The following is a 17,985-nucleotide window of genomic DNA, read 5'->3' on the forward strand; positions in this document are numbered from 1 at the left end:
TGAATTGCCGAGAACGAAGGATCTACTAACGACCAAACTGGTTACGAGACTTCCGTAATTTCAATTTGTTGAGTGTTGCTTAATGCCTGATTACGCTCTGCTTCTTGGTCTGTGTTGACCGAAGGCTTCGGGAAGCGCTGCTCACGCTCTTTGATAAATGACAGGCTAGAGTCCATCTCATCGCTGTTGATGTAGTGCTGGAAGCGCTTCATCTTGACTGGATTTTCGATGGTGGTTTTCCATTCACACTGGTAGTTTTCGATGTTGAGCGCGATGTCGGCTTCAAGTTCTGCCGCCACGTTGAGTTTGTCTTCAATCACCACCTCTTTGAGGTAGTCCAAGCCGCCCTCTAGGTTCTCCATCCAAACAGAAGTACGTTGTAGGCGGTCTGCAGTGCGTGTGTAGAACATCAACACGCGGTCGATGTATTGAATAAGAGTTTGCTCATCGAGGTCGGTTGCGAATAGGTCGGCGTGACGTGGGCGCATACCGCCGTTACCACACACGTATAGATTCCAACCTTTGTCGGTAGCGATAACACCAATGTCTTTTGATTGCGCTTCGGCACATTCACGCGTACAGCCAGATACGGCGAATTTGATCTTGTGTGGTGAGCGTAGGCCCTTGTAGCGGTTTTCTAGTTTAATCGCGAGGCCAACACTGTCGTTGACGCCGTAGCGACACCAAGTGCTACCCACGCAAGACTTCACTGTACGAACCGACTTACCGTAGGCGTGGCCAGTTTCAAAGCCTGCATCAATCAGCTTTTTCCAGATGGCTGGTAGTTCATTGAGTTGTGCACCAAATAGGTCGACACGTTGTCCGCCAGTGATCTTGGTGTAGAGGTCGTATTCTTTTGCCACTTCACCCAGCACGATCAGTTTATCTGGTGTGATTTCGCCGCCAGCAATACGTGGAACCACAGAGTAGGTGCCGTCTTTTTGCATGTTTCCAAGATAGATGTCGTTAGTATCTTGCAGTTCGATGTGCTCATCTTTCAGGATGTAGTCGTTCCAGTAAGAGGCGAGAATAGAACCCACCGCAGGCTTACACAGGGTACAGCCTAAGCCTTGACCATGAGACTCAAGCAGCTCATCGAAGGTTTTGATTTTGTTGACTCGGATAATGTCGGTCAGTTCTTGGCGAGAGTAAGCAAAGTGCTCACAGATGTCGTTAGATACCTCAACACCCAGGTTGCTCAATTCGCTATCAAGTACCTGTTTAGCAAGGGCAGAACAGCCACCACAACCGGTTGATGCGTTGGTCGATTCTTTCAGCGCCGCCATTGTGGTGCAGCCAGCAGAAACGGCTTCTTTGATATCGCCTTTGGTGACGTCGAAACATGAACAGATCACCGCGCTGTCCGGTAGCGCTTCAACACCCATGGCGCAGCCAGAATCGTCAATAAGGTTTGGCAGAATCAATACCGATGGGTTCTCTGGCAGAGGCATGTCGTTTTGCTTGATTTGCAGCAGCGAACCGTAGGCTTCAGCGTCACCTACTAACACGGCACCGACGATTTTTTTGCCATCAGCAGAAACAATTAGGCGCTTATAAACTTGTTCAATTTCATCGTTGTAGGTGTAAGACTGTGCGCCTTCGGTTTTACCGTGCACTTCACCAATACTCGCTACATCGACGCCTAGCAACTTAAGCTTGGTGCTCATATCGGCACCCGTAAAACTGCTCTCACCTTCGCCATTGGAAAGGATATGGCTTGCTGCGACTTTCGCCATTGAGTAGCCCGGAGCCACAAGGCCAAAGATCTTGTTATCCCACAGCGCACATTCACCAATCGCGTAAACATCATCGATGTTGGTTTGGCAGTAATCATCAATCACGATACCGCCACGTTCACCAATAGCGATGTCCGAGCTACGAGCCAGAGCATCTTGCGGGCGAATACCGGCAGAGAACACAATCATGTCGGTCTCAAGGCGAGTGCCATCGGCAAAGTTCATACGATAGCGAGCATTTTCACCCTCTACAATCTCAGAGGTCGCTTTCTCGGTGTGAACTTGTACACCCAAGTCTTCAATTTTGCGTCTCAGCAGGGCACCGCCGCCGTCATCGAGTTGAACTGCCATTAAGCGAGGCGCAAATTCTACGACATGTGTTTCTAAGCCAAGGTTTTTAACTGCGTTTGCGGCTTCTAAGCCCAGTAGGCCACCACCGATCACCACGCCAGATTTACTCTGCTTGCTCGATAGTTCAATGGCATCAAGGTCTTCGATAGTGCGGTAGACGTGACAGTGTTCTTGGTCGTTCCCTGGAATTGGGGGGACGAACGGGAATGAACCTGTTGCGAGAATCAGTTTGTCATAGCTTTCACGGTGACCATTGTCAGTCACGACCGATTTGTTTTCGGTATCGAGCTCAGTGACTTTGGCATTGATTAGGTATTTAACGCCATTTTCTTGGTAGTAAGCTTCACTCGTTAAAGCCAAATCGTCGGCTGTCTTACCGTTGAAATAGGCCGTAAGTTGAACACGGTCGTAGGCAAGGCGCGATTCCTCACTGAAGGTAATAACTTCATATTGGTCTGAATCAGCTTGAATGATGTTGTCGATAAATTTGTGGCCAACCATGCCATTACCAACGACGACAATCTTTTGTTTGCTCATAGTAAATTCCTTTTTTGCTGGCTTCCTAGCGTTTCTAAAACTGCCCACTCTCTGGTGGATAATGTGCTGTTCTTCCAATGAACTGAAAACTGTAAATTTTGAGTTGTTGGTAAATAGGGCAGCAAGTAGGGTGCCAGATAAAAACAGATATCGAGAAAAATAAAAATAACATTTTAAATCAGTAATTTAATTAAATGGTAAGCGGCCGAATTACCTCTAAAGTGGTAGGTTTAAAAAAGAGAATATTTATGAAAATGAGCCTTTGTGGTGCAAAATTGATCAACATGGTGCAAAAATCTCAATATTTTCTCGATAGCATTTAATTAACATTATTTTCTGTAAGTGATTTTATTTTAAATTATTGTAATTGATGGTTATTTTTCTTGATTGGGAAAGGGGGGAATAGTGGTGCGTAAATTGCTTTATTAAAAAAGAGAAATTTTCACCGCGAAGAGTGGTTAGTAAGAGGCGCTCTGTTAGAACGGTGGAAACAATAAAAAGAACATTGCACGAGGGAAGAGTGATGAGTTCAAACAAGGATTGGATCAAATCAACGTGTGCTTACTGTGGCGTAGGTTGTGGCATTGAAGTAAGGCCAACTGCTTCTGGGAAATTAGAAGTACGTGGCGATAAAGACCACCCATCGAATTATGGCAAGTTGTGTACAAAGGGCGCTGCACTGGGAGACACCGTAACACCAATTGGCCGTTTAACTCAGCCGATGCAAAGAGTCGCAAGCGGACAACAACTTCTACCTTGGAGTAGCGCATCTCAGCTGGTGGCAGACAAGTTCAAACAAGCGATAGAAGAGCATGGTCCGGACTCTGTCGCCTTTTATGTGTCAGGCCAGTTGCTGACTGAAGATTACTATGTGGCTAACAAGCTGATGAAGGGTTTTATTGGTAGCGCCAATATCGACAGCAACTCTCGCCTTTGTATGGCATCTAGCGTCGTTGGGCATAAGCGTGCGTTCGGTACTGATACTGTTCCTGTCTGTTATGAAGATCTAGAGCAAGCCGAAGTGGTCGTCATCACTGGATCAAACCTCGCTTGGTGTCACCCTGTACTGTTTCAACGCTTAAGAGCAGCCAAGCAAGCTAACCCAGACATGAAAGTGATCGTCATTGACCCGCGCTACACCGACACCTGTGAGATTGCCGATATGCACTTGGCATTGGAATCTGGTTCCGATGTCGCTCTATTCAATGGTTTGTTGGCTTACTTAGATGATAACGACCAGCTTGACTCTGATTACATTGAAAATCATACCCAAGGTTTTATGGAAGCGATTCGAACAGCCACAGATTACCGCTATACCGAATCAGGTTGGGGTAACAAAAGCGTTCCTGAACTGACTGGGCTTAGCGAGCAACAACTCGAACAGTTCTATCAGTTGTTTGCATCTAATGAGAAGGTGCTCACCATCTATTCCCAAGGCGTGAACCAATCCACACAAGGTTGTGACAAGGTAAATGCTATTATCAACTGTCATTTGGCAACCGGAAAAATCGGTAAGCCGGGTATGGGCCCATTCTCGGTAACAGGCCAACCGAATGCGATGGGTGGGCGTGAAGTGGGCGGCCTAGCCAATACCTTAGCAGCACACTTTGAATTTGGTGATCCACAATCACATCAAACCGTTAGCGAGTTTTGGCAAACTGACAGCTTAGCCACTCACGCAGGCTTGAAAGCCATCGACCTGTTTGACGCCATGAATGAAGGCAAGATAAAAGCGGTGTGGATCATGGCTACTAACCCTGTTGTGAGCCTGCCAGATAGCGAAAAAATCAAAACTGCTTTGGAGAAATGCCCGTTTGTGGTGGTGTCGGACTGCATTGCCGATACGGAAACCACTCGCTTGGCCGATGTAGTGCTACCCGCGCAAGGGTGGAGTGAAAAGTCGGGTACCGTAACCAACTCTGAGCGTCGAATCTCACGCCAACGCCGCGTATTACCAAGCCCAGGAGAAGCGAAACCTGATTGGTGGATATTAAAAGAAGTCGCGCAAAAAATGGGATTTAAAGAGCAGTTTGATTACCGCCACGAAGGCGAGATCTTCAAAGAGTATTGCGAGATGACAGTCCTAGGTAATGAGACAGGTAAAGTTCGCGATTTGTGCTTAATCGGGCTTACTCAGTTAGATGAGAAAGGCTATGGCGAGCTGACTCCGCAGCAGTGGCCAGTACTTGAATATCAACCAGAGATCATTGAACAGCGCATATTCACCGATGGCGAGTTCTTTACTCAATCTGGCAAGGCGCAGTTTATCGGGGTTGAGCACGACAAGCCGATTGCCGATACCAGTGTTGAATTCCCACTTGTTATGAATACAGGTCGAATTAGAGACCAATGGCATACCATGAGCCGCACTGGCTTGGCGGCAGGTTTAGGTGAACACACACCAGAGCCTTTTGTTGCCATGCACCCTGATACAGTTGCAGAGCTTGGTTTAGAAGAGTTTGGCTTAGATGCTTTCAACCACGCGGCTATAAGCCTTGTTAACCAAACGATAGATAATCCGGTTGTGAAAGTGCGCAGCGCACAAGGTGAATGCCAAGCCCGCTTAGTTGTAACCAAAGAGATGCGCCGTGAACAGGTGTTTATGCCCATTCACTGGAATGCGCCAACCGCAAAAGACAGCAAGCCGTGTGACCTGATCTTGCCTCATACCGATGCGGCTTCAGGCCAACCAGAATTTAAACATACCCCAGTAGTGGTAGAGCCGTGTGGTTATCGTAGTGAAGCCGCCTTGGTCAGTGACAAAGTGATGGATTGTAGCGGATTTGATTATTGGGTTCGCCAAAGAGTGGAGGGCGGTTTTCTATATCGCATCTCATCATCTAAGAACCCAATGGAGTTGGTGATTCAGCTGGTTAACACTCTCGATGCCTTGCCAGAGCCGAGCACTGAGGCGATTAAATCACTCCATTACCACGGCAACAAATCGTTCAAGAACTACGGCTCTGCCAAATTTGACCAGTTTGGTGTAAAGCAAGCCTTTGTAGTGAACAGTAAGCTCGATCATCAAAGTATTGATTGGCTGGTGGGATGTCTAACCCGAGAGGCTGATGAAGAGTTTGAAGCCGAGTTTTTGAGTACATTGGCACGTTAGGCGACTTTAGTAGTAGATAAGCCACTTTGGTGGCTTATCTGATGGCATAGGGCATACAAAGATTTAGTAGCAAGCTTCTGGCGCTGTTTTGGTCTCACCCATTAGTGTTCTTGAAATGTTGCCACAGCTTACTCATTCCCGGTGTCATTTCCTCCATCGAGAAGCGATATAGCTTTATTTCTGCTGTTATTGGAGAGATCGTTTCTGAAAACCTCATCAACAAACCTTGATTGAGTTCTTCTTGGACAAATCCTTGTGGCAACCAAGCTACACCGTGGCCAGATAACACCATTGATTTAAGGGAGTGTGTAACAGCATTTTCGTATACGACATCAAAGGTACACAGGCTTTGAGTTATCGAGCCGTGTTTTTCTAATACTTGTGCGAAGAAGGTATTTGATGGGTAACTAAGAAGAGGAACGTTGGAGTTTTTGCAATCTCTGAACAGAGCAGAGCCATCAGCTTTAGTGGCAACAACAGGTATGAGGCACTCATACCCGATTGTCACTGACTCGACTTCTGGATTGGGTACGTAAAGTCGACTTCCTTTAAAAGATAGGCCTATTAGGAAGTCAGAGCGGTTGTCGATAAATGCTTGTACAGAGTCATGTAAGTTATTTGGGCTGACATAAACCAAGGTCGTTTTAAACGCATCGGTATATTCATTGATCATCTTATTGACGACATATTCTGACAAAGAGTGCTGAGTATGAAATGTGACTTTTGTTTCATTATTGTTGACTTCTCTCACGGTTTCTAGCCGAGCGAAGTCGATCTGCTGTTTGAGGTCATTTGCGTGTTTGAGAAACCGAAAGCCCGCTTTAGTGAATGTCGCAGGGTAAGTATTTCTATTGACAAGGTCAGTCCCTATCCATTCTTCTAATAGTTTGATTCTTCTTCCAAAAGCGGGTTGGGTTATATTTCTGGCTTTTGCTGCTTTTGCGAAACTTCCGTACTGTGCGAGGTGTAAAAAATCCTCAATCCATTTTAAGTCCATTTGGCTAACCTACGTCTTTATTTAATCGATATGGTATTCGTTTAAACCAATATTTAACAGCTAATTAACAAAAAGCATTGTCTTTTTAGCCGTTTCGCCAACTAATATTATTGAGTGTTAAATATACACGAGTTAAACATTGATCGGAGAATGAAAATGCATTTAGCGCGATACCCTCGTTTAAACTTTGCGCACTTAAACACACCATTAGAGTTGATGGAAAACTTGAGTGTAGCGTTGAACGGACCAAATATCTGGATTAAGAGAGATGATTGTACAGGTCTTGCCGGTGGTGGTAACAAAACACGGAAATTAGAGTTTTTGATGGCTGACGCCGTTGAGCAAGGTGCAGATATTATTATTACCCAAGGAGCGACTCAGTCTAATCATGCACGTCAAACTGCAGCGATAGCGACAAAACTCAATATGGATTGTTTGATTTTGCTCGAAGACCGCACTGCGAGTGATGATCCTGATTATAAATTCAACGGCAACGTTATGTTGGACCAACTCTTTAATGCTCAATTATCTAAGTACCCAGGGGGGACTGACATGAACGCAGCGATGGAAAGCGTTGCATCAAAACTGCGTGCACAAGGTAAGAAACCTTACATCATACCTGGTGGTGGTTCTAATCATATTGGTGCGCTTGGTTACGTGGATTGTGCGTTAGAAATTTTAAAACAAAGTAATGATCGCAGCTTAAAGGTTGATCATGTCGTTCATGCCACGGGCAGCGCTGGAACACAAGCTGGCTTAGTGACGGGGTTTGCGATGACCAATAGCCATATCCCAGTTCTCGGTATTGGAGTGCGAGTTGATAAAGCGACCCAAGAGAGCAACGTATTCAGGCTTGCTCAACGTACTGCTCTCCACTTGGGTGCACCGTATGTAGTTAAACGAGAAGATGTTGTGGCGAATTGTGATTATGTTGGGGAGGGTTACGGGATTCCTGCTCCCTCAACGATTGAAGCTATTAACATGTTCTCTCGCTTAGAGGGCATTTTGCTCGACCCCGTGTATTCAGGTAAAGGTGCTGCAGGTCTTATCGACCTTATTCGAAACGGCCACTTTAAAAAAGGAGAGAATGTCGTGTTTGTGCATACTGGTGGCGCTCAGGCCCTGTTTGGCTATCGCGACTGCTTCGACCTACCAAATTATGAATAACCCTCGAGGGACGGTGCTTTGTACCTGTACCTTCCAAAACAATGTTGCTGATAGATGAATTTCACTAATAGCAACACTAAATTATTTAAATGCTGTAAATGGAGATTACATGAAAATTTCAATCAAACTTGCCAGTCTAATTATTGGCGGACTTCTATCTTTAAACGCAATGAGTAAAGAGGTGATTCGACTTTCTACCTATGTTAATGAATCAGACATTAGGTATGAAGGATTCAAAAAATTTGCAGAATTGGCGGAAGAGAAATCTAACGGGAGTTTGAACGTAAAAATATATCCATCATCCACCTTGCATGGCTGGAGTGAAGGGGTTGATGCGATTCAAGGTGGTGTAACGGATATCAGTTGGATTAGTGCTGACAATAGACTTTCATGCTATCGAGTGACCTCGTTGTATCCGTCTGCCGTGAACTTGAATGGTCAGTTGAAGATGGATTCTCAATACCGTGAAATGATTATTCCAGAGGCAAATGAAAACGGGTTAGTTCCTATTTTCAACTCCAATTATTCGTATGATCAAGAATGGTGGTTCAATAAAGAGATCCATTCTTTCGAAGAGTTTTCAAACCTAAATGGCAAACTGGTGCGTTCAATTGGACCATTAGTGAGCCAAATAATAGAAGGTTGGGGAGGCAAGCCAGTCTTCATTTCTCCAAAAGAAGTGTTCCAGTCGGCAGAAAGAGGTGTTGTTGACGGCATTAATATGGGGGTGGCAACTTACAGCTCATGGAAGCTTTGGAATGTGATGCCACACATGGTTGATGCGGGAATATTTTACGGTAACATTATGTATATGATGAATAAAGAGCGATTTGATTCACTGTCCAAAAGCGACCAACAAGCCCTAATAGATGCAGCGGAAGAGACAGAAGCTTGGCTCAAGCCAAGATATGAAGAGTGGGTCGATGCTCGAATTGAAGAAGCCAAAAAAGAGGGTGGCACTGTATTAGAGTTAACTTCAGAGCAGAAGTTGAATTTGGTTTCTGGCATCGCTAAGTCCTGGGAAAGCGAGGTGGTTAAAGGTTGTGGAACTAAACTTTCAAACCAAATGAAAGATCTCTTTGCTGAGCACTCACTCTAGGGTAGAAACTATGAAAGGTAGATTCAGAAAAGTTTTGGACATTTCGACGAGTACATTGTTGTGCTGTGGTGGTTTAATCGTACTTGTCCAAGCTTTCTGGATTACCTATGGCGTGTTTATGAGATACGTAATAGGTAATCCTGATGGAATGGTTACAGAGGCGACCGCTTTGATGTTAGTGCCATTGGCCTTTGTTGGACTCTCATACGCACACAAGGCAGATGCATTTCCTAAGGTTACGATCTTCGTTGATAAACTTTCGAAAGCGAGAAGAGAAAACCTCGCAATTTTAAACAGTGCGTTGATAATGTTAATTTCTGTTTTCTTTACTTTAGCTGCATGCAAAGGTTTGTCTAAATCCTACGTGTCGCTTGCCGCTTCAGAGATACTTTTATGGCCAAAATATTATTTTTGGGCAGGAGTATTTGTTTCATTAATGAATCTGTCTTTGATTTCTATTTTAAAATTTTATGACTCGATAGTGCATAAACTTGAGTCTGTTCGTGGGAAACCTCCCACCCCCCAAACTAAGCTCGGAGAATAAGTATGCTTGAGTGGTATGAAGTAGGGCTCGGTCTAATGGGGCTGCTGATTATATTTATTGCGTTAGGTTTGCCCATACCTTTTGCATTGGCGGGGGCTTCGATCCCGTTTCTTCTTTCAATACAGTCTTTCTCTACCATGCTTGTGACTGCAGAGCTAAAAATGTGGGGGGTTTGGGTAGACTATGTTCTGTTGTCCGTACCATTGTTCGTCCTTTTAGGAGAACTGATAGGACGGTCTAATATAGGCCCCAATTTATATTGGTTTATGCACAGCAAAGTGCCGATTACAGGCTCCGCAGCATACGGGAGCGTGGGTGCATGTGCTGGATTTGGTGCTGTATGTGGCTCTAGTATGGTGGGTTCATTGACGATTGGTGGTGTTGCTCTTCCTGCAATGTTAGATCTTGGCTACGACAAAAAACTTGCTAGTGGGGTGCTTGCGGCTGGTGGCACGCTCAGCGTATTACTACCGCCAAGCTTGATACTTCTTTTCTATGGTATTGTCACCGACCAATCCATCGGGCAACTATTTATTGCTGGTGTAGTTCCCGGGTTAATTTTGGTTTCTTTTTTCTTTCTTATCATTAAAGCTTGGAGTGTATTACAAAAAGGCTCTGTGCCAGGGGCTGATGACAGTGAAAGTATTCCTTGGGGATTAGCATTAAGTGCTGTCATTCCTATTGTCGTTATTGGTTTTATTATTACCGTTTCGATCTATGCCGGGATTGCAACGCCTACCGAAGCCGCTGGTGTCTCATGTGTCATCACTCTACTACTTGCGATGACTATCGGCGGGATGGACTTGAAAGGTTTCTTTGAGTCAATCAAAGCCACAATGAAGACAATGGGATACTTGGGTTTATTGCTTTCTTCTGGCGTGCTATTTGGATTTGTGATGACTTACTATCAAGTGCCCCAAGAGTTCACTAGTCTGTTTACGTCATTAGAACTATCTCCCTACACAACGCTTGTTTTGATTATCCTGTTCTACATTATTTTGGGGATGTTCTTAGAACCGGTCTCAATGACTTTCATTACACTGCCAACCTTATTCCCACTGATTCAAGCATCTGGCTTTGATCTGATTTGGTTCGGTGTCATTTACACAATCACGATGGAAGTCGCTGTATTGACGCCTCCGGTAGGTTTGAACTTGTATGTCATTCAATCTATTGAGAAAGATCGTTTAACGATTATCGACGTTATCAAAGGATGCTTACCATTCATTGGTGCTCTTATATTCTTGATAGTACTTATGGTCGTTTTCCCCGAGCTAGCCGTTTGGCTACCAAATGTGATGGGGTAATGATGATGAACGCTAATGCACCATTGGTTATGATTCACGGCTTTTTAAGTGGTCCTGAATATTGGACTTTTCAAGTCTCACATTTGGAAAAAAGCATTCAAGTTGTGCCGATTTGTCTGAAAGGTTTTGGAGAACGTTCCAGCGAGACTGCTTTTGATACCATTCAAGAGATGGCGGAAGATGTGATGTTGCAAATTGCACTTCTTGGCATCAAGCGTTTTCACTTAATCGGACATTCGATGGGAGGAATGGTCGCTCAGCAAATTGGACATCACTGGGCTGAACAAGTTGTCAGCTTAACCTTGTACGGAACAGGACCAAAAGGAGAGCTGCCAGGGAGATTTGAGCCTTTGCAAGAAAGCATCAAAAATGCATCCGCGGTTTCGTTTGGTGACAGTAAACAGCGAGCGGTGTCTAGCTGGTTCAAAAATCATCTTGAACCCCAAGTACTTAAACAGTCGATGAAATTGGCAGAAAAGGTTTCGTTTCAATCTTACTTGAATGGTCTCATTGCAATGAATGGTTGGAGCGGTGAAGCTTACGTTTCCCAATATAGAATGCCTGTATTAATTATATGGGCAGACTCAGATCGAACTTACGATTGGGATGAGCAGATATCAGTTTTATGGGAAGGTATTGAACATAGCTCTCTGTGTGTCATCAATGATTGCGCTCACAATGCCCATATAGAAAAGCCATTGCACTTCAATGTCGCTTTTGAAGAGTTTTTACAAAGTGTGTATTAGTTATCTGACGAGGGTTAATCACAGAGAAGATATCTGAAGGGCGAAAGCCTTAGTGTCTTACCTATAATTCCCATTCAAAACACGCCGACAACGCTGTCGGCGTTTTTAATTTACTCGCGACTACTCTAGCCACTATGTTAGCTGATTATAAAACAGAGGTGATAATAGGGCGGGTGTCACGAATATCTGGTTGGATCAAGGCAATTACCAAGTGGCGGTAAAGCTCACTTCGTCTAGTTGCTTGAATTTACCTGAATTGCACTTAACTTTGCCTGCAATATGGTTTCTAGATACATAGGTCAATGTAATCTTTCCGCTACTAGAATCGGCAACGATAGTGCCATTTTGTAGCGCCATTCTAGCTTTGCATCGTGTATTTATACCGTCTTGTAGGCTTAGATAGCCACTATTTGCAATTACTACCGTGTTTTTGTAGTTATCTCCATTTAATGAGATATTCATTTTATAACCCTTTCCTTGCTCCCTTCGTATTTGGTCGTAATCGCTAGAGTCTAAAAAGCCATTACCGAGGCTAATTAACTGAGAATACTTTAGCTCACCGTTTGCAGTCACGAAGACTAACTCTTGAACACCGTCACCATTCAGATCGGCCATTGAGAAGCTTTGTACGTTTTCACTTGGAAGAAGAGTCTTTGGATCACTGACAACCAGATCCGATGCACTGGCATTCGCCATAATAGTAATAGACAACATTAGCACTGACTTTTTCATTAAATATCCTTTGTTTAATGTATATTTCACAGGATGCATATATTCACATGCGTTTGCGCATGGTTGCGTATTGGTGTTGTAATTTCAAATGGGCAAGTCTTTTTAGTTATATATATCAGGCACTTATTCCAAAGTGACCATCATTCTCGACAGAGAGTCTTACGGCTTTTCGGCGTATACAAACTTAAAATCAACTATCGCGTCAGGGGAAGGGTGTGTATGGATAAAATGATAAGTAATACACATATTCATATGATTTCTACATTTAATTTGAGCTATCAGGAATACTTCTAATTTGCGTCATGTATGATGCACGTGTTTTGCTAAAGCTTTGTTACTAAATGACTTAATTGCAAATCGATCGGTTTTCGCTCTGTTGGCGTACAAAGTGTATGGTGCAAAGACGAGACATAGGGCTATCTACCAAGAGAAAATTATGAATACAAGGGATGTAATGCAAGAGTACAACGAGTTCGAGCGAAAGCGTTTTAACTCATTCAATGGTACTAAAGTAACAGATAACAACCTGACTAAGTTCGTATCTAACGATCGTCATGGTAGCTATATCTCCTTTTTCGACTTCGATGAAAGCCTCACAGACTCTATCGTCAAAGAGCAACTGGCGTATTTTAAGCAGCGTAACCTATGTTTTGAGTGGAAGACGTACAGCACCGACACACCAACGAACATCAGTGCAGTATTGCTCGAGAATGGTTTTGAGCAGGATGAGCACGAGTCATTCATGGTGTTGGACCTGTCTAAGGCCACCTGCGAGCCCTTTGATGAAGGCAAAATCACCGAGGTGACGGACAGCAAAGGTATTCGCGATGCAATCAAAGTTCAAGAACAAGTTTGGGGTGGCGATTTTGAATGGCATTACAACCACTTAGTTAGTCTTAAACAGCACGCGCCAGATTCGGTGTCTATCTATGTCGTGTATATCGACGACCAGCCTGTGACCTCGGCGTGGATCATCTTTAATGGAAGTAGCCCGTTTGCCGGTATTTGGGGCGGAAGCACCATCGAAGCATTTCGAGGTAATGGCTATTACAGTTTGCTACTGAACAAACGTATTGAGGAAGCCAAGTCGAGAGGGGTTAAATACCTCACCATCGATGCTTCTGATATGAGTAAACCCATTGTATCCAAACGTGGTTTTGAAGTGATCGCGACAACGACAGGGTATACCTCACCAATTAGCGAGTAATGTGTTTCAAAGGAGTAAAGAATGAATAATCAAGTACGTGTAGGTGTGGCTGCGGTCATTTTTAGGGAAGGACGCATTCTACTTGGCGAGCGTATAGGGTCTCATGGTGCAAATACCTGGGCGACGCCTGGTGGGCACCTTGAATTGGGTGAAAGCATTGAAGAGTGCGCGCAGCGAGAAACCCTTGAAGAGACAGGGTTAGAGGTCGGTTCTTTTATGAAGCTCGGCTTTACCAACGATATATTCGAAAAAGAAGGCAAGCACTACGTCACCTTGTATGTTGTCGCGACCAGTTCTAGTGGTGAGCCCCGAGTCATGGAACCTCATCAGTGTAAGCAGTGGCAATGGTTCCACTTAGATGAACTGCCAGAGCCTCTGTTCTTACCTTTGGTGAACTTGTTGAAGGAACCGGTAAACTTCAAGAACTTTGACTAGCCAGAACGCCTATACTTGGTACTGAAAGCACATTGGGTTATCTTGTTCACTCTTTTATAACGTATTGATTAAATTGAAAATTAAAAGGAAAGCATGGCAGTTTTAGACATTCTTACCGCACCAGATCCAAGGCTTAAAGTGAAAGCGGAAGAGGTGCAAGATGTATCGACGGTACAAACACTCATCGACGATATGTTAGAAACACTCTATGCCACTGATAATGGTATCGGTTTGGCATCCACTCAGGTCGGTCGTAAAGCGGCCGTGGTGGTTATCGATATTTCAGAGAGCCGAGACCAACCGTTAATCTTGGTGAACCCGTTAGTCGCAAGTGGTTCTAACAAAGCTTTGGGACAAGAAGGCTGCTTATCAGTGCCTGACTATTACGCGGATGTAGAGCGTTTTACGTCTGTGGTTGTTTCTGCTCTCGACCGAGAAGGGAAGCCAATCACCATTGAAAGCGATGACTTTCTCGCTATCGTAATGCAGCATGAAATTGACCATTTATCGGGTAACCTATTTATTGATTACCTGTCGCCACTAAAGCGTCAAATGGCGATGAAAAAAGTTAAAAAGTACCTCAAAGCGCACGCTTAATCTGGCTTATAAACCACTATCTCTTCAAACCCAACGAGTGAACTTCAACACATCGGCGTTGGGTTTTGTCGCTATCCTTCTCAATTTAGTGTGCTCTCCCTTTCATATTGTACGACTTTTCAATAGGTTGGTCCGTTCCCCTAGTAGAAACATGGTTTGCCAAAGCATTAAGCACCGAAGCAATAACTTAGTAAAGATATATGGCAATAAAGGAATATGATGAAGAAAAACCTCGTGGTTGGCTGCACCTTGCTGGGCGTTGTCGCACTCTTTTTCGTTGGCAAACGGAGTGGCGAAAAACTAACCCTTGCCCCTTGTGACATAGGCGAAAAAGTCGAAACTCCCGTCCACTTCTTTACCGATGCATCGATGAGCGAGTCAAAAATTCAGAAGATGATAGGCTACTCTAACCTTGTTCTCCAAAATTCATGCGTACCGATGCAGTGAACATTATCAGGTATCACTAGAATCGATCTCTCCAGTTTCCAAGATGCAGACAGTGGTAAGTTGCATAAACAGTTAGCCAAGCTGGTTGGCGACGAAGTGTTGGAACCCATGCAGCGAGAGGGGAGCTACTATGCATTAGTTCTTCCTAAAGATCATGAGCTCTCAGACGATGGAACCACAGGTATGGCTCATGTGAATTTCAGTCGTAGCTTTTTTGTGTTGTCATCCGACGCGGACGTAAATTTACTAGAGCATGAGCTGGGTCATCTGGCTTGGGCATGGCACAACGACACTCCCGACTACTGGCTCAAAGGTCAGCTGCTTCCAGAAAACCATGATTACATAAAAGCTTACTCTTTCGGTGCTTTGTGCCAAGAAGCGGGTACCGTGATGACCTACGCTGAAAAAGTATTGCCCGTGTATTCCTCGCCAAACATTCAATACTACGGAAAAGCATGTGGCGATGCAGAAAATGCAGACAACGCAAGGCACATGCGAGAGTTTGCTCAGTCACTGGCTTTACAATGCTGCAACATAGGCATCTAAGACAACAAATGAATAAATACCGACCCCAGAGGTCGGTATTTTTATGCGTTAGCTCTAATTAGAGCCACACTCCAATATAAAGCCATCTTCAGTACGGCGTAAAGTGATCGTCGTGCTGGCCTCTAATTCCCCCTCGGGTAAATAAACCGCGCAGTTTTCGAACCCAGCAGAGTTATTTGAATTGATCGTTTCATATACCTCTTCTGAGCTGTCTACATTTTCACCTGCGTAAACAATAACGTTATCGATTTGTGCAAGCATCTGGTCTAAATTTTGTGTTGCTTTAGCGTGAGCGAACACAGAAAGAGAACCAAGAGCAAGAAACAGTAAAGCCTTTTTCATTGTATACCTCGTAAGAGTCTAGGGTTGGTGTTGAGGGGCTAATATACATCGAAGCATTTGTAGATCAATAAAAAATTATCGAATAACAATAAATATTTCTTGTTTTGCCTGTGTTGTACCATGAGCGCAAACGGTGAAAGCCCCCAGCTTTATTGGGCTGTTCGGTCCTAAGTAACCTTTTGTTCGACTGTGAAATTTTTTAGCGCCTGCGCTCACGCTCCGTCATTTTTTACGCAGCTCAACCGCTTGATGACTTTTGATGGAACTGTTCTGTGGGGGAGCTCGCTGGTGGTGGGGGCTATTGGCTTAACCTGTGGAATAGTCGATCAAGATTGATTTACAACACATGGTATTTAGTGCTGAATCGGTGAGGGCTCATAACGCGAATAGTCAAGTAGATTGCTCAACTCAGTCACATCTAAAGAGAGCGCCACTCTCCATAACCCATCATCCGCAACTGATTCATTACACGTGGTGCTCTTGCTACCTGTAGTGGTTGTAGCTAAGCCCACACTTAAAAACGTTGGGCACTGTGCTTAGCAGAAATGACCACACAATAAGCACCTTCAAATTAATCGTGATGACAAAAATTATCAGTGGACAAAAGGTTTCATGACTGTGCTGCTTTAGGTATCGAATTAAGAAAGATTAAGACCATTAAATTTATCAGTGCGAGACTCGCCGATACTGCGGCTTAATCATCATGCTACCGACAGATCTAGAACCAAAATGCTAAGACGGCGGGGAAGAAATCAACCTGTAAGATAACGACTCACTCACAAATTGGGCTATTTTCTGCATTTCTCCGAAACTATATAGAAAATTTCTGTGTTTCATCATGTTCGATCCAGAAGCGAGCAGGTAAGATATTGTTATTAAATCGGTTAATAGACAGCCCCCGAACTGTTTAGATTACTAGACTGAATGGTTTCAGGGACAAAATGCNCAAAATGCTAAGACGGCGGGGAAGAAATCAACCTGTAAGATAACGACTCACTCACAAATTGGGCTATTTTCTGCATTTCTCCGAAACTATATAGAAAATTTCTGTGTTTCATCATGTTCGATCCAGAAGCGAGCAGGTAAGATATTGTTATTAAATCGGTTAATAGACAGCCCCCGAACTGTTTAGATTACTAGACTGAATGGTTTCAGGGACAAAATGCAGAATTATTCTGTCTAATATAGCTGTTAGGCTTTCTACAAACATGGAGGTTAAAATGAAGAAGGACTTTTCTAAATTGGCGACAACCGAGTATGGGAACATACTTACCAATGACCACTTTATAGATTACAACATTGGCCCTCTTTGGCAGGGTATGCCGCGAATTAGTGGAGAGGCATTCACGGTTCAGTTAGCTTCAGGTGATAATTTAATGCTTCATTCTGCAATATACGAAGCGCCTGAAGGCTCCATAATCGTTGTGGATGGCGTTGATAGTGAGTATGCAGTTGCGGGCGGTAATGTATGCGCAGTTGCTAAGAATCGAGGCATAAAAGGCTTCATCATTGATGGTGTAATTCGGGATCTGGGTGAAATTTCAGATATGAAATTTCCAGTTTTTGCGAAAGGTGTTCACCCGGTACCAGGCAAGAAAGATGTCTATTGTGAGTTGGGTGTTTCAATTACTTGTGGGGGAGTAAAGGTATCTACGGGAGACGTAATTGTCGCTGATTTAGAGGGTATCGTAGTTATACCTAAAGCAAGAACAGAGGAAGTGTTCTTGTCGGCCTCAAAGAAAGCATGTGATGAAGCTTCATTAACTCTGCTTGAGTGGGAAGCGAACCACAGAGCTAAAATAGCTCTAGCAATAAGTTCTGCGAAACAAAAAGCCTAACAAATAAGGATTAAGGTGTTGCGCAGCCAACACTAAATCCCGAGTGTTGAACAAGCCCGAAGCCACTTTATTAAGTAAATTGTACGATTGAACTTGAAGGGCACATCGCTTTGAGGCTTTTCTCAAGGCGAGCGAGGTCAAGATAAGGTTGCGATAGCAATCTTATCAACCCGTTAGCTGTTTTCCGTTTCTTTCGTCGTTACATCTCCTTTGATTTCGTCAATGCCATTCTCCTTATTATCGGT

At 44.0% G+C, this 17,985-nt stretch carries 14 protein-coding genes and 1 pseudogene; 11 read left to right on the forward strand and 4 right to left on the reverse strand.

Translation table 11 applies throughout. The annotated features are described in order from the left end of the window. Positions 1-41: 41 nt before the first annotated feature. Positions 42-2,624, reverse strand: a complete 2,583-nt coding sequence (nirB, locus tag L1D11_RS11525) for a nitrite reductase large subunit NirB (protein WP_239832075.1) — start codon at positions 2,622-2,624, stop codon at positions 42-44. Between the two features lie 505 nt (positions 2,625-3,129). Here nirB and L1D11_RS11530 point away from each other — a divergent pair. After that, a complete protein-coding gene (locus L1D11_RS11530) occupies positions 3,130-5,736 on the forward strand; it encodes a nitrate reductase (protein WP_239834072.1) in 2,607 nt (868 codons plus the stop codon). Positions 5,737-5,830: 94 nt separating this feature from the next. Here L1D11_RS11530 and L1D11_RS11535 read toward each other — a convergent pair whose 3' ends face one another. Continuing rightward, complete coding sequence (locus tag L1D11_RS11535) at positions 5,831-6,733, reverse strand: LysR family transcriptional regulator (protein WP_239834073.1); 903 nt, start codon at positions 6,731-6,733, stop codon at positions 5,831-5,833. A 156-nt stretch (positions 6,734-6,889) separates the two neighbouring features. Between L1D11_RS11535 and L1D11_RS11540 the strand changes: the two genes are divergently transcribed. From L1D11_RS11540 to L1D11_RS11560, 5 genes are all read left to right on the forward strand, one after another. Continuing rightward, entirely contained in the window at positions 6,890-7,900 is a 1,011-nt protein-coding gene (locus L1D11_RS11540; RefSeq protein WP_239834074.1) for a D-cysteine desulfhydrase, read from the forward strand. Positions 7,901-8,009: 109 nt separating this feature from the next. Further along, positions 8,010-8,999 (forward strand): TRAP transporter substrate-binding protein DctP, encoded by a 990-nt coding sequence (gene dctP / locus L1D11_RS11545; protein ID WP_239834075.1) that lies wholly within the window; start codon positions 8,010-8,012, stop codon positions 8,997-8,999. Between the two features lie 10 nt (positions 9,000-9,009). Continuing rightward, positions 9,010-9,543 carry a TRAP transporter small permease gene (locus tag L1D11_RS11550; protein WP_239834076.1) on the forward strand — a complete coding sequence of 178 codons (534 nt, stop codon included), beginning with the start codon at positions 9,010-9,012 and terminating at the stop codon, positions 9,541-9,543. A gap of 2 nt (positions 9,544-9,545) precedes the next feature. Continuing rightward, positions 9,546-10,850, forward strand: a complete 1,305-nt coding sequence (locus tag L1D11_RS11555) for a TRAP transporter large permease (protein ID WP_239834077.1) — start codon at positions 9,546-9,548, stop codon at positions 10,848-10,850. Then, the gene (locus L1D11_RS11560; RefSeq protein ID WP_239834078.1) at positions 10,850-11,596 is read left to right on the forward strand and encodes an alpha/beta hydrolase; all 747 of its coding nucleotides are present in this window, start codon (positions 10,850-10,852) and stop codon (positions 11,594-11,596) included. Before L1D11_RS11555 ends, L1D11_RS11560 begins: the two co-directional genes overlap by 1 nt. A 204-nt stretch (positions 11,597-11,800) precedes the next feature. Here the strand turns inward: L1D11_RS11560 and L1D11_RS11565 are convergent, their stop codons facing one another. Continuing rightward, a complete protein-coding gene (locus tag L1D11_RS11565; RefSeq protein ID WP_239834079.1) occupies positions 11,801-12,328 on the reverse strand; it encodes a hypothetical protein in 528 nt (175 codons plus the stop codon). 436 nt (positions 12,329-12,764) lie between these two features. On the opposite strand from L1D11_RS11565, the gene L1D11_RS11570 reads away from it, so the two are divergent. The 4 genes and pseudogenes from L1D11_RS11570 to L1D11_RS22740 all read left to right on the forward strand — a co-directional run bounded on the left by L1D11_RS11570 (position 12,765) and on the right by L1D11_RS22740 (position 15,560). Beyond that, entirely contained in the window at positions 12,765-13,535 is a 771-nt protein-coding gene (locus tag L1D11_RS11570) for a GNAT family N-acetyltransferase (RefSeq protein ID WP_239834080.1), read from the forward strand. 21 nt (positions 13,536-13,556) lie between these two features. After that, complete coding sequence (locus tag L1D11_RS11575; RefSeq protein WP_239834081.1) at positions 13,557-13,970, forward strand: NUDIX hydrolase; 414 nt, start codon at positions 13,557-13,559, stop codon at positions 13,968-13,970. Between the two features lie 93 nt (positions 13,971-14,063). Beyond that, complete coding sequence (gene def, locus L1D11_RS11580; RefSeq protein ID WP_239834082.1) at positions 14,064-14,567, forward strand: peptide deformylase; 504 nt, start codon at positions 14,064-14,066, stop codon at positions 14,565-14,567. A gap of 219 nt (positions 14,568-14,786) precedes the next feature. Further along, positions 14,787-15,560, forward strand: a pseudogene (locus L1D11_RS22740) (hypothetical protein). 54 nt (positions 15,561-15,614) lie between these two features. Here the strand turns inward: L1D11_RS22740 and L1D11_RS11595 are convergent. Next, positions 15,615-15,902, reverse strand: coding sequence for a hypothetical protein (locus L1D11_RS11595; protein WP_239834085.1), 288 nt, complete (start codon positions 15,900-15,902; stop codon positions 15,615-15,617). Positions 15,903-17,122: 1,220 nt separating this feature from the next. Here L1D11_RS11595 and L1D11_RS11600 point away from each other — a divergent pair. Beyond that, on the forward strand, positions 17,123-17,740 hold the full coding sequence (locus tag L1D11_RS11600) for an RraA family protein (RefSeq protein ID WP_239833806.1): 618 nt from the start codon (positions 17,123-17,125) through the stop codon (positions 17,738-17,740). The last annotated feature ends 245 nt before the right edge of the window (positions 17,741-17,985 follow it).

The sequence above is a fragment of the Vibrio sp. Isolate32 genome (assembly GCF_022397955.1).
In the GTDB taxonomy this organism is placed as follows: Bacteria; Pseudomonadota; Gammaproteobacteria; order Enterobacterales; family Vibrionaceae; genus Vibrio.

Bases quoted from the DNA above. Each gene is read 5' to 3' on its own strand.
- L1D11_RS11570 (WP_239834080.1), top strand. From the start codon at position 12,765: ATGAATACAAGGGATGTAATGCAAGAGTACAACGAGTTCGAGCGAAAG.
- nirB (WP_239832075.1), bottom strand. From the start codon at position 2,624: ATGAGCAAACAAAAGATTGTCGTCGTTGGTAATGGCATGGTTGGCCAC.
- L1D11_RS11565 (WP_239834079.1), bottom strand. From the start codon at position 12,328: ATGAAAAAGTCAGTGCTAATGTTGTCTATTACTATTATGGCGAATGCC.
- def (WP_239834082.1), top strand. From the start codon at position 14,064: ATGGCAGTTTTAGACATTCTTACCGCACCAGATCCAAGGCTTAAAGTG.
- L1D11_RS11560 (WP_239834078.1), top strand. From the start codon at position 10,850: ATGATGATGAACGCTAATGCACCATTGGTTATGATTCACGGCTTTTTA.
- L1D11_RS11540 (WP_239834074.1), top strand. From the start codon at position 6,890: ATGCATTTAGCGCGATACCCTCGTTTAAACTTTGCGCACTTAAACACA.
- dctP (WP_239834075.1), top strand. From the start codon at position 8,010: ATGAAAATTTCAATCAAACTTGCCAGTCTAATTATTGGCGGACTTCTA.
- L1D11_RS11595 (WP_239834085.1), bottom strand. From the start codon at position 15,902: ATGAAAAAGGCTTTACTGTTTCTTGCTCTTGGTTCTCTTTCTGTGTTC.
- L1D11_RS11575 (WP_239834081.1), top strand. From the start codon at position 13,557: ATGAATAATCAAGTACGTGTAGGTGTGGCTGCGGTCATTTTTAGGGAA.
- L1D11_RS11550 (WP_239834076.1), top strand. From the start codon at position 9,010: ATGAAAGGTAGATTCAGAAAAGTTTTGGACATTTCGACGAGTACATTG.
- L1D11_RS11600 (WP_239833806.1), top strand. From the start codon at position 17,123: ATGAAGAAGGACTTTTCTAAATTGGCGACAACCGAGTATGGGAACATA.
- L1D11_RS11555 (WP_239834077.1), top strand. From the start codon at position 9,546: ATGCTTGAGTGGTATGAAGTAGGGCTCGGTCTAATGGGGCTGCTGATT.
- L1D11_RS11535 (WP_239834073.1), bottom strand. From the start codon at position 6,733: ATGGACTTAAAATGGATTGAGGATTTTTTACACCTCGCACAGTACGGA.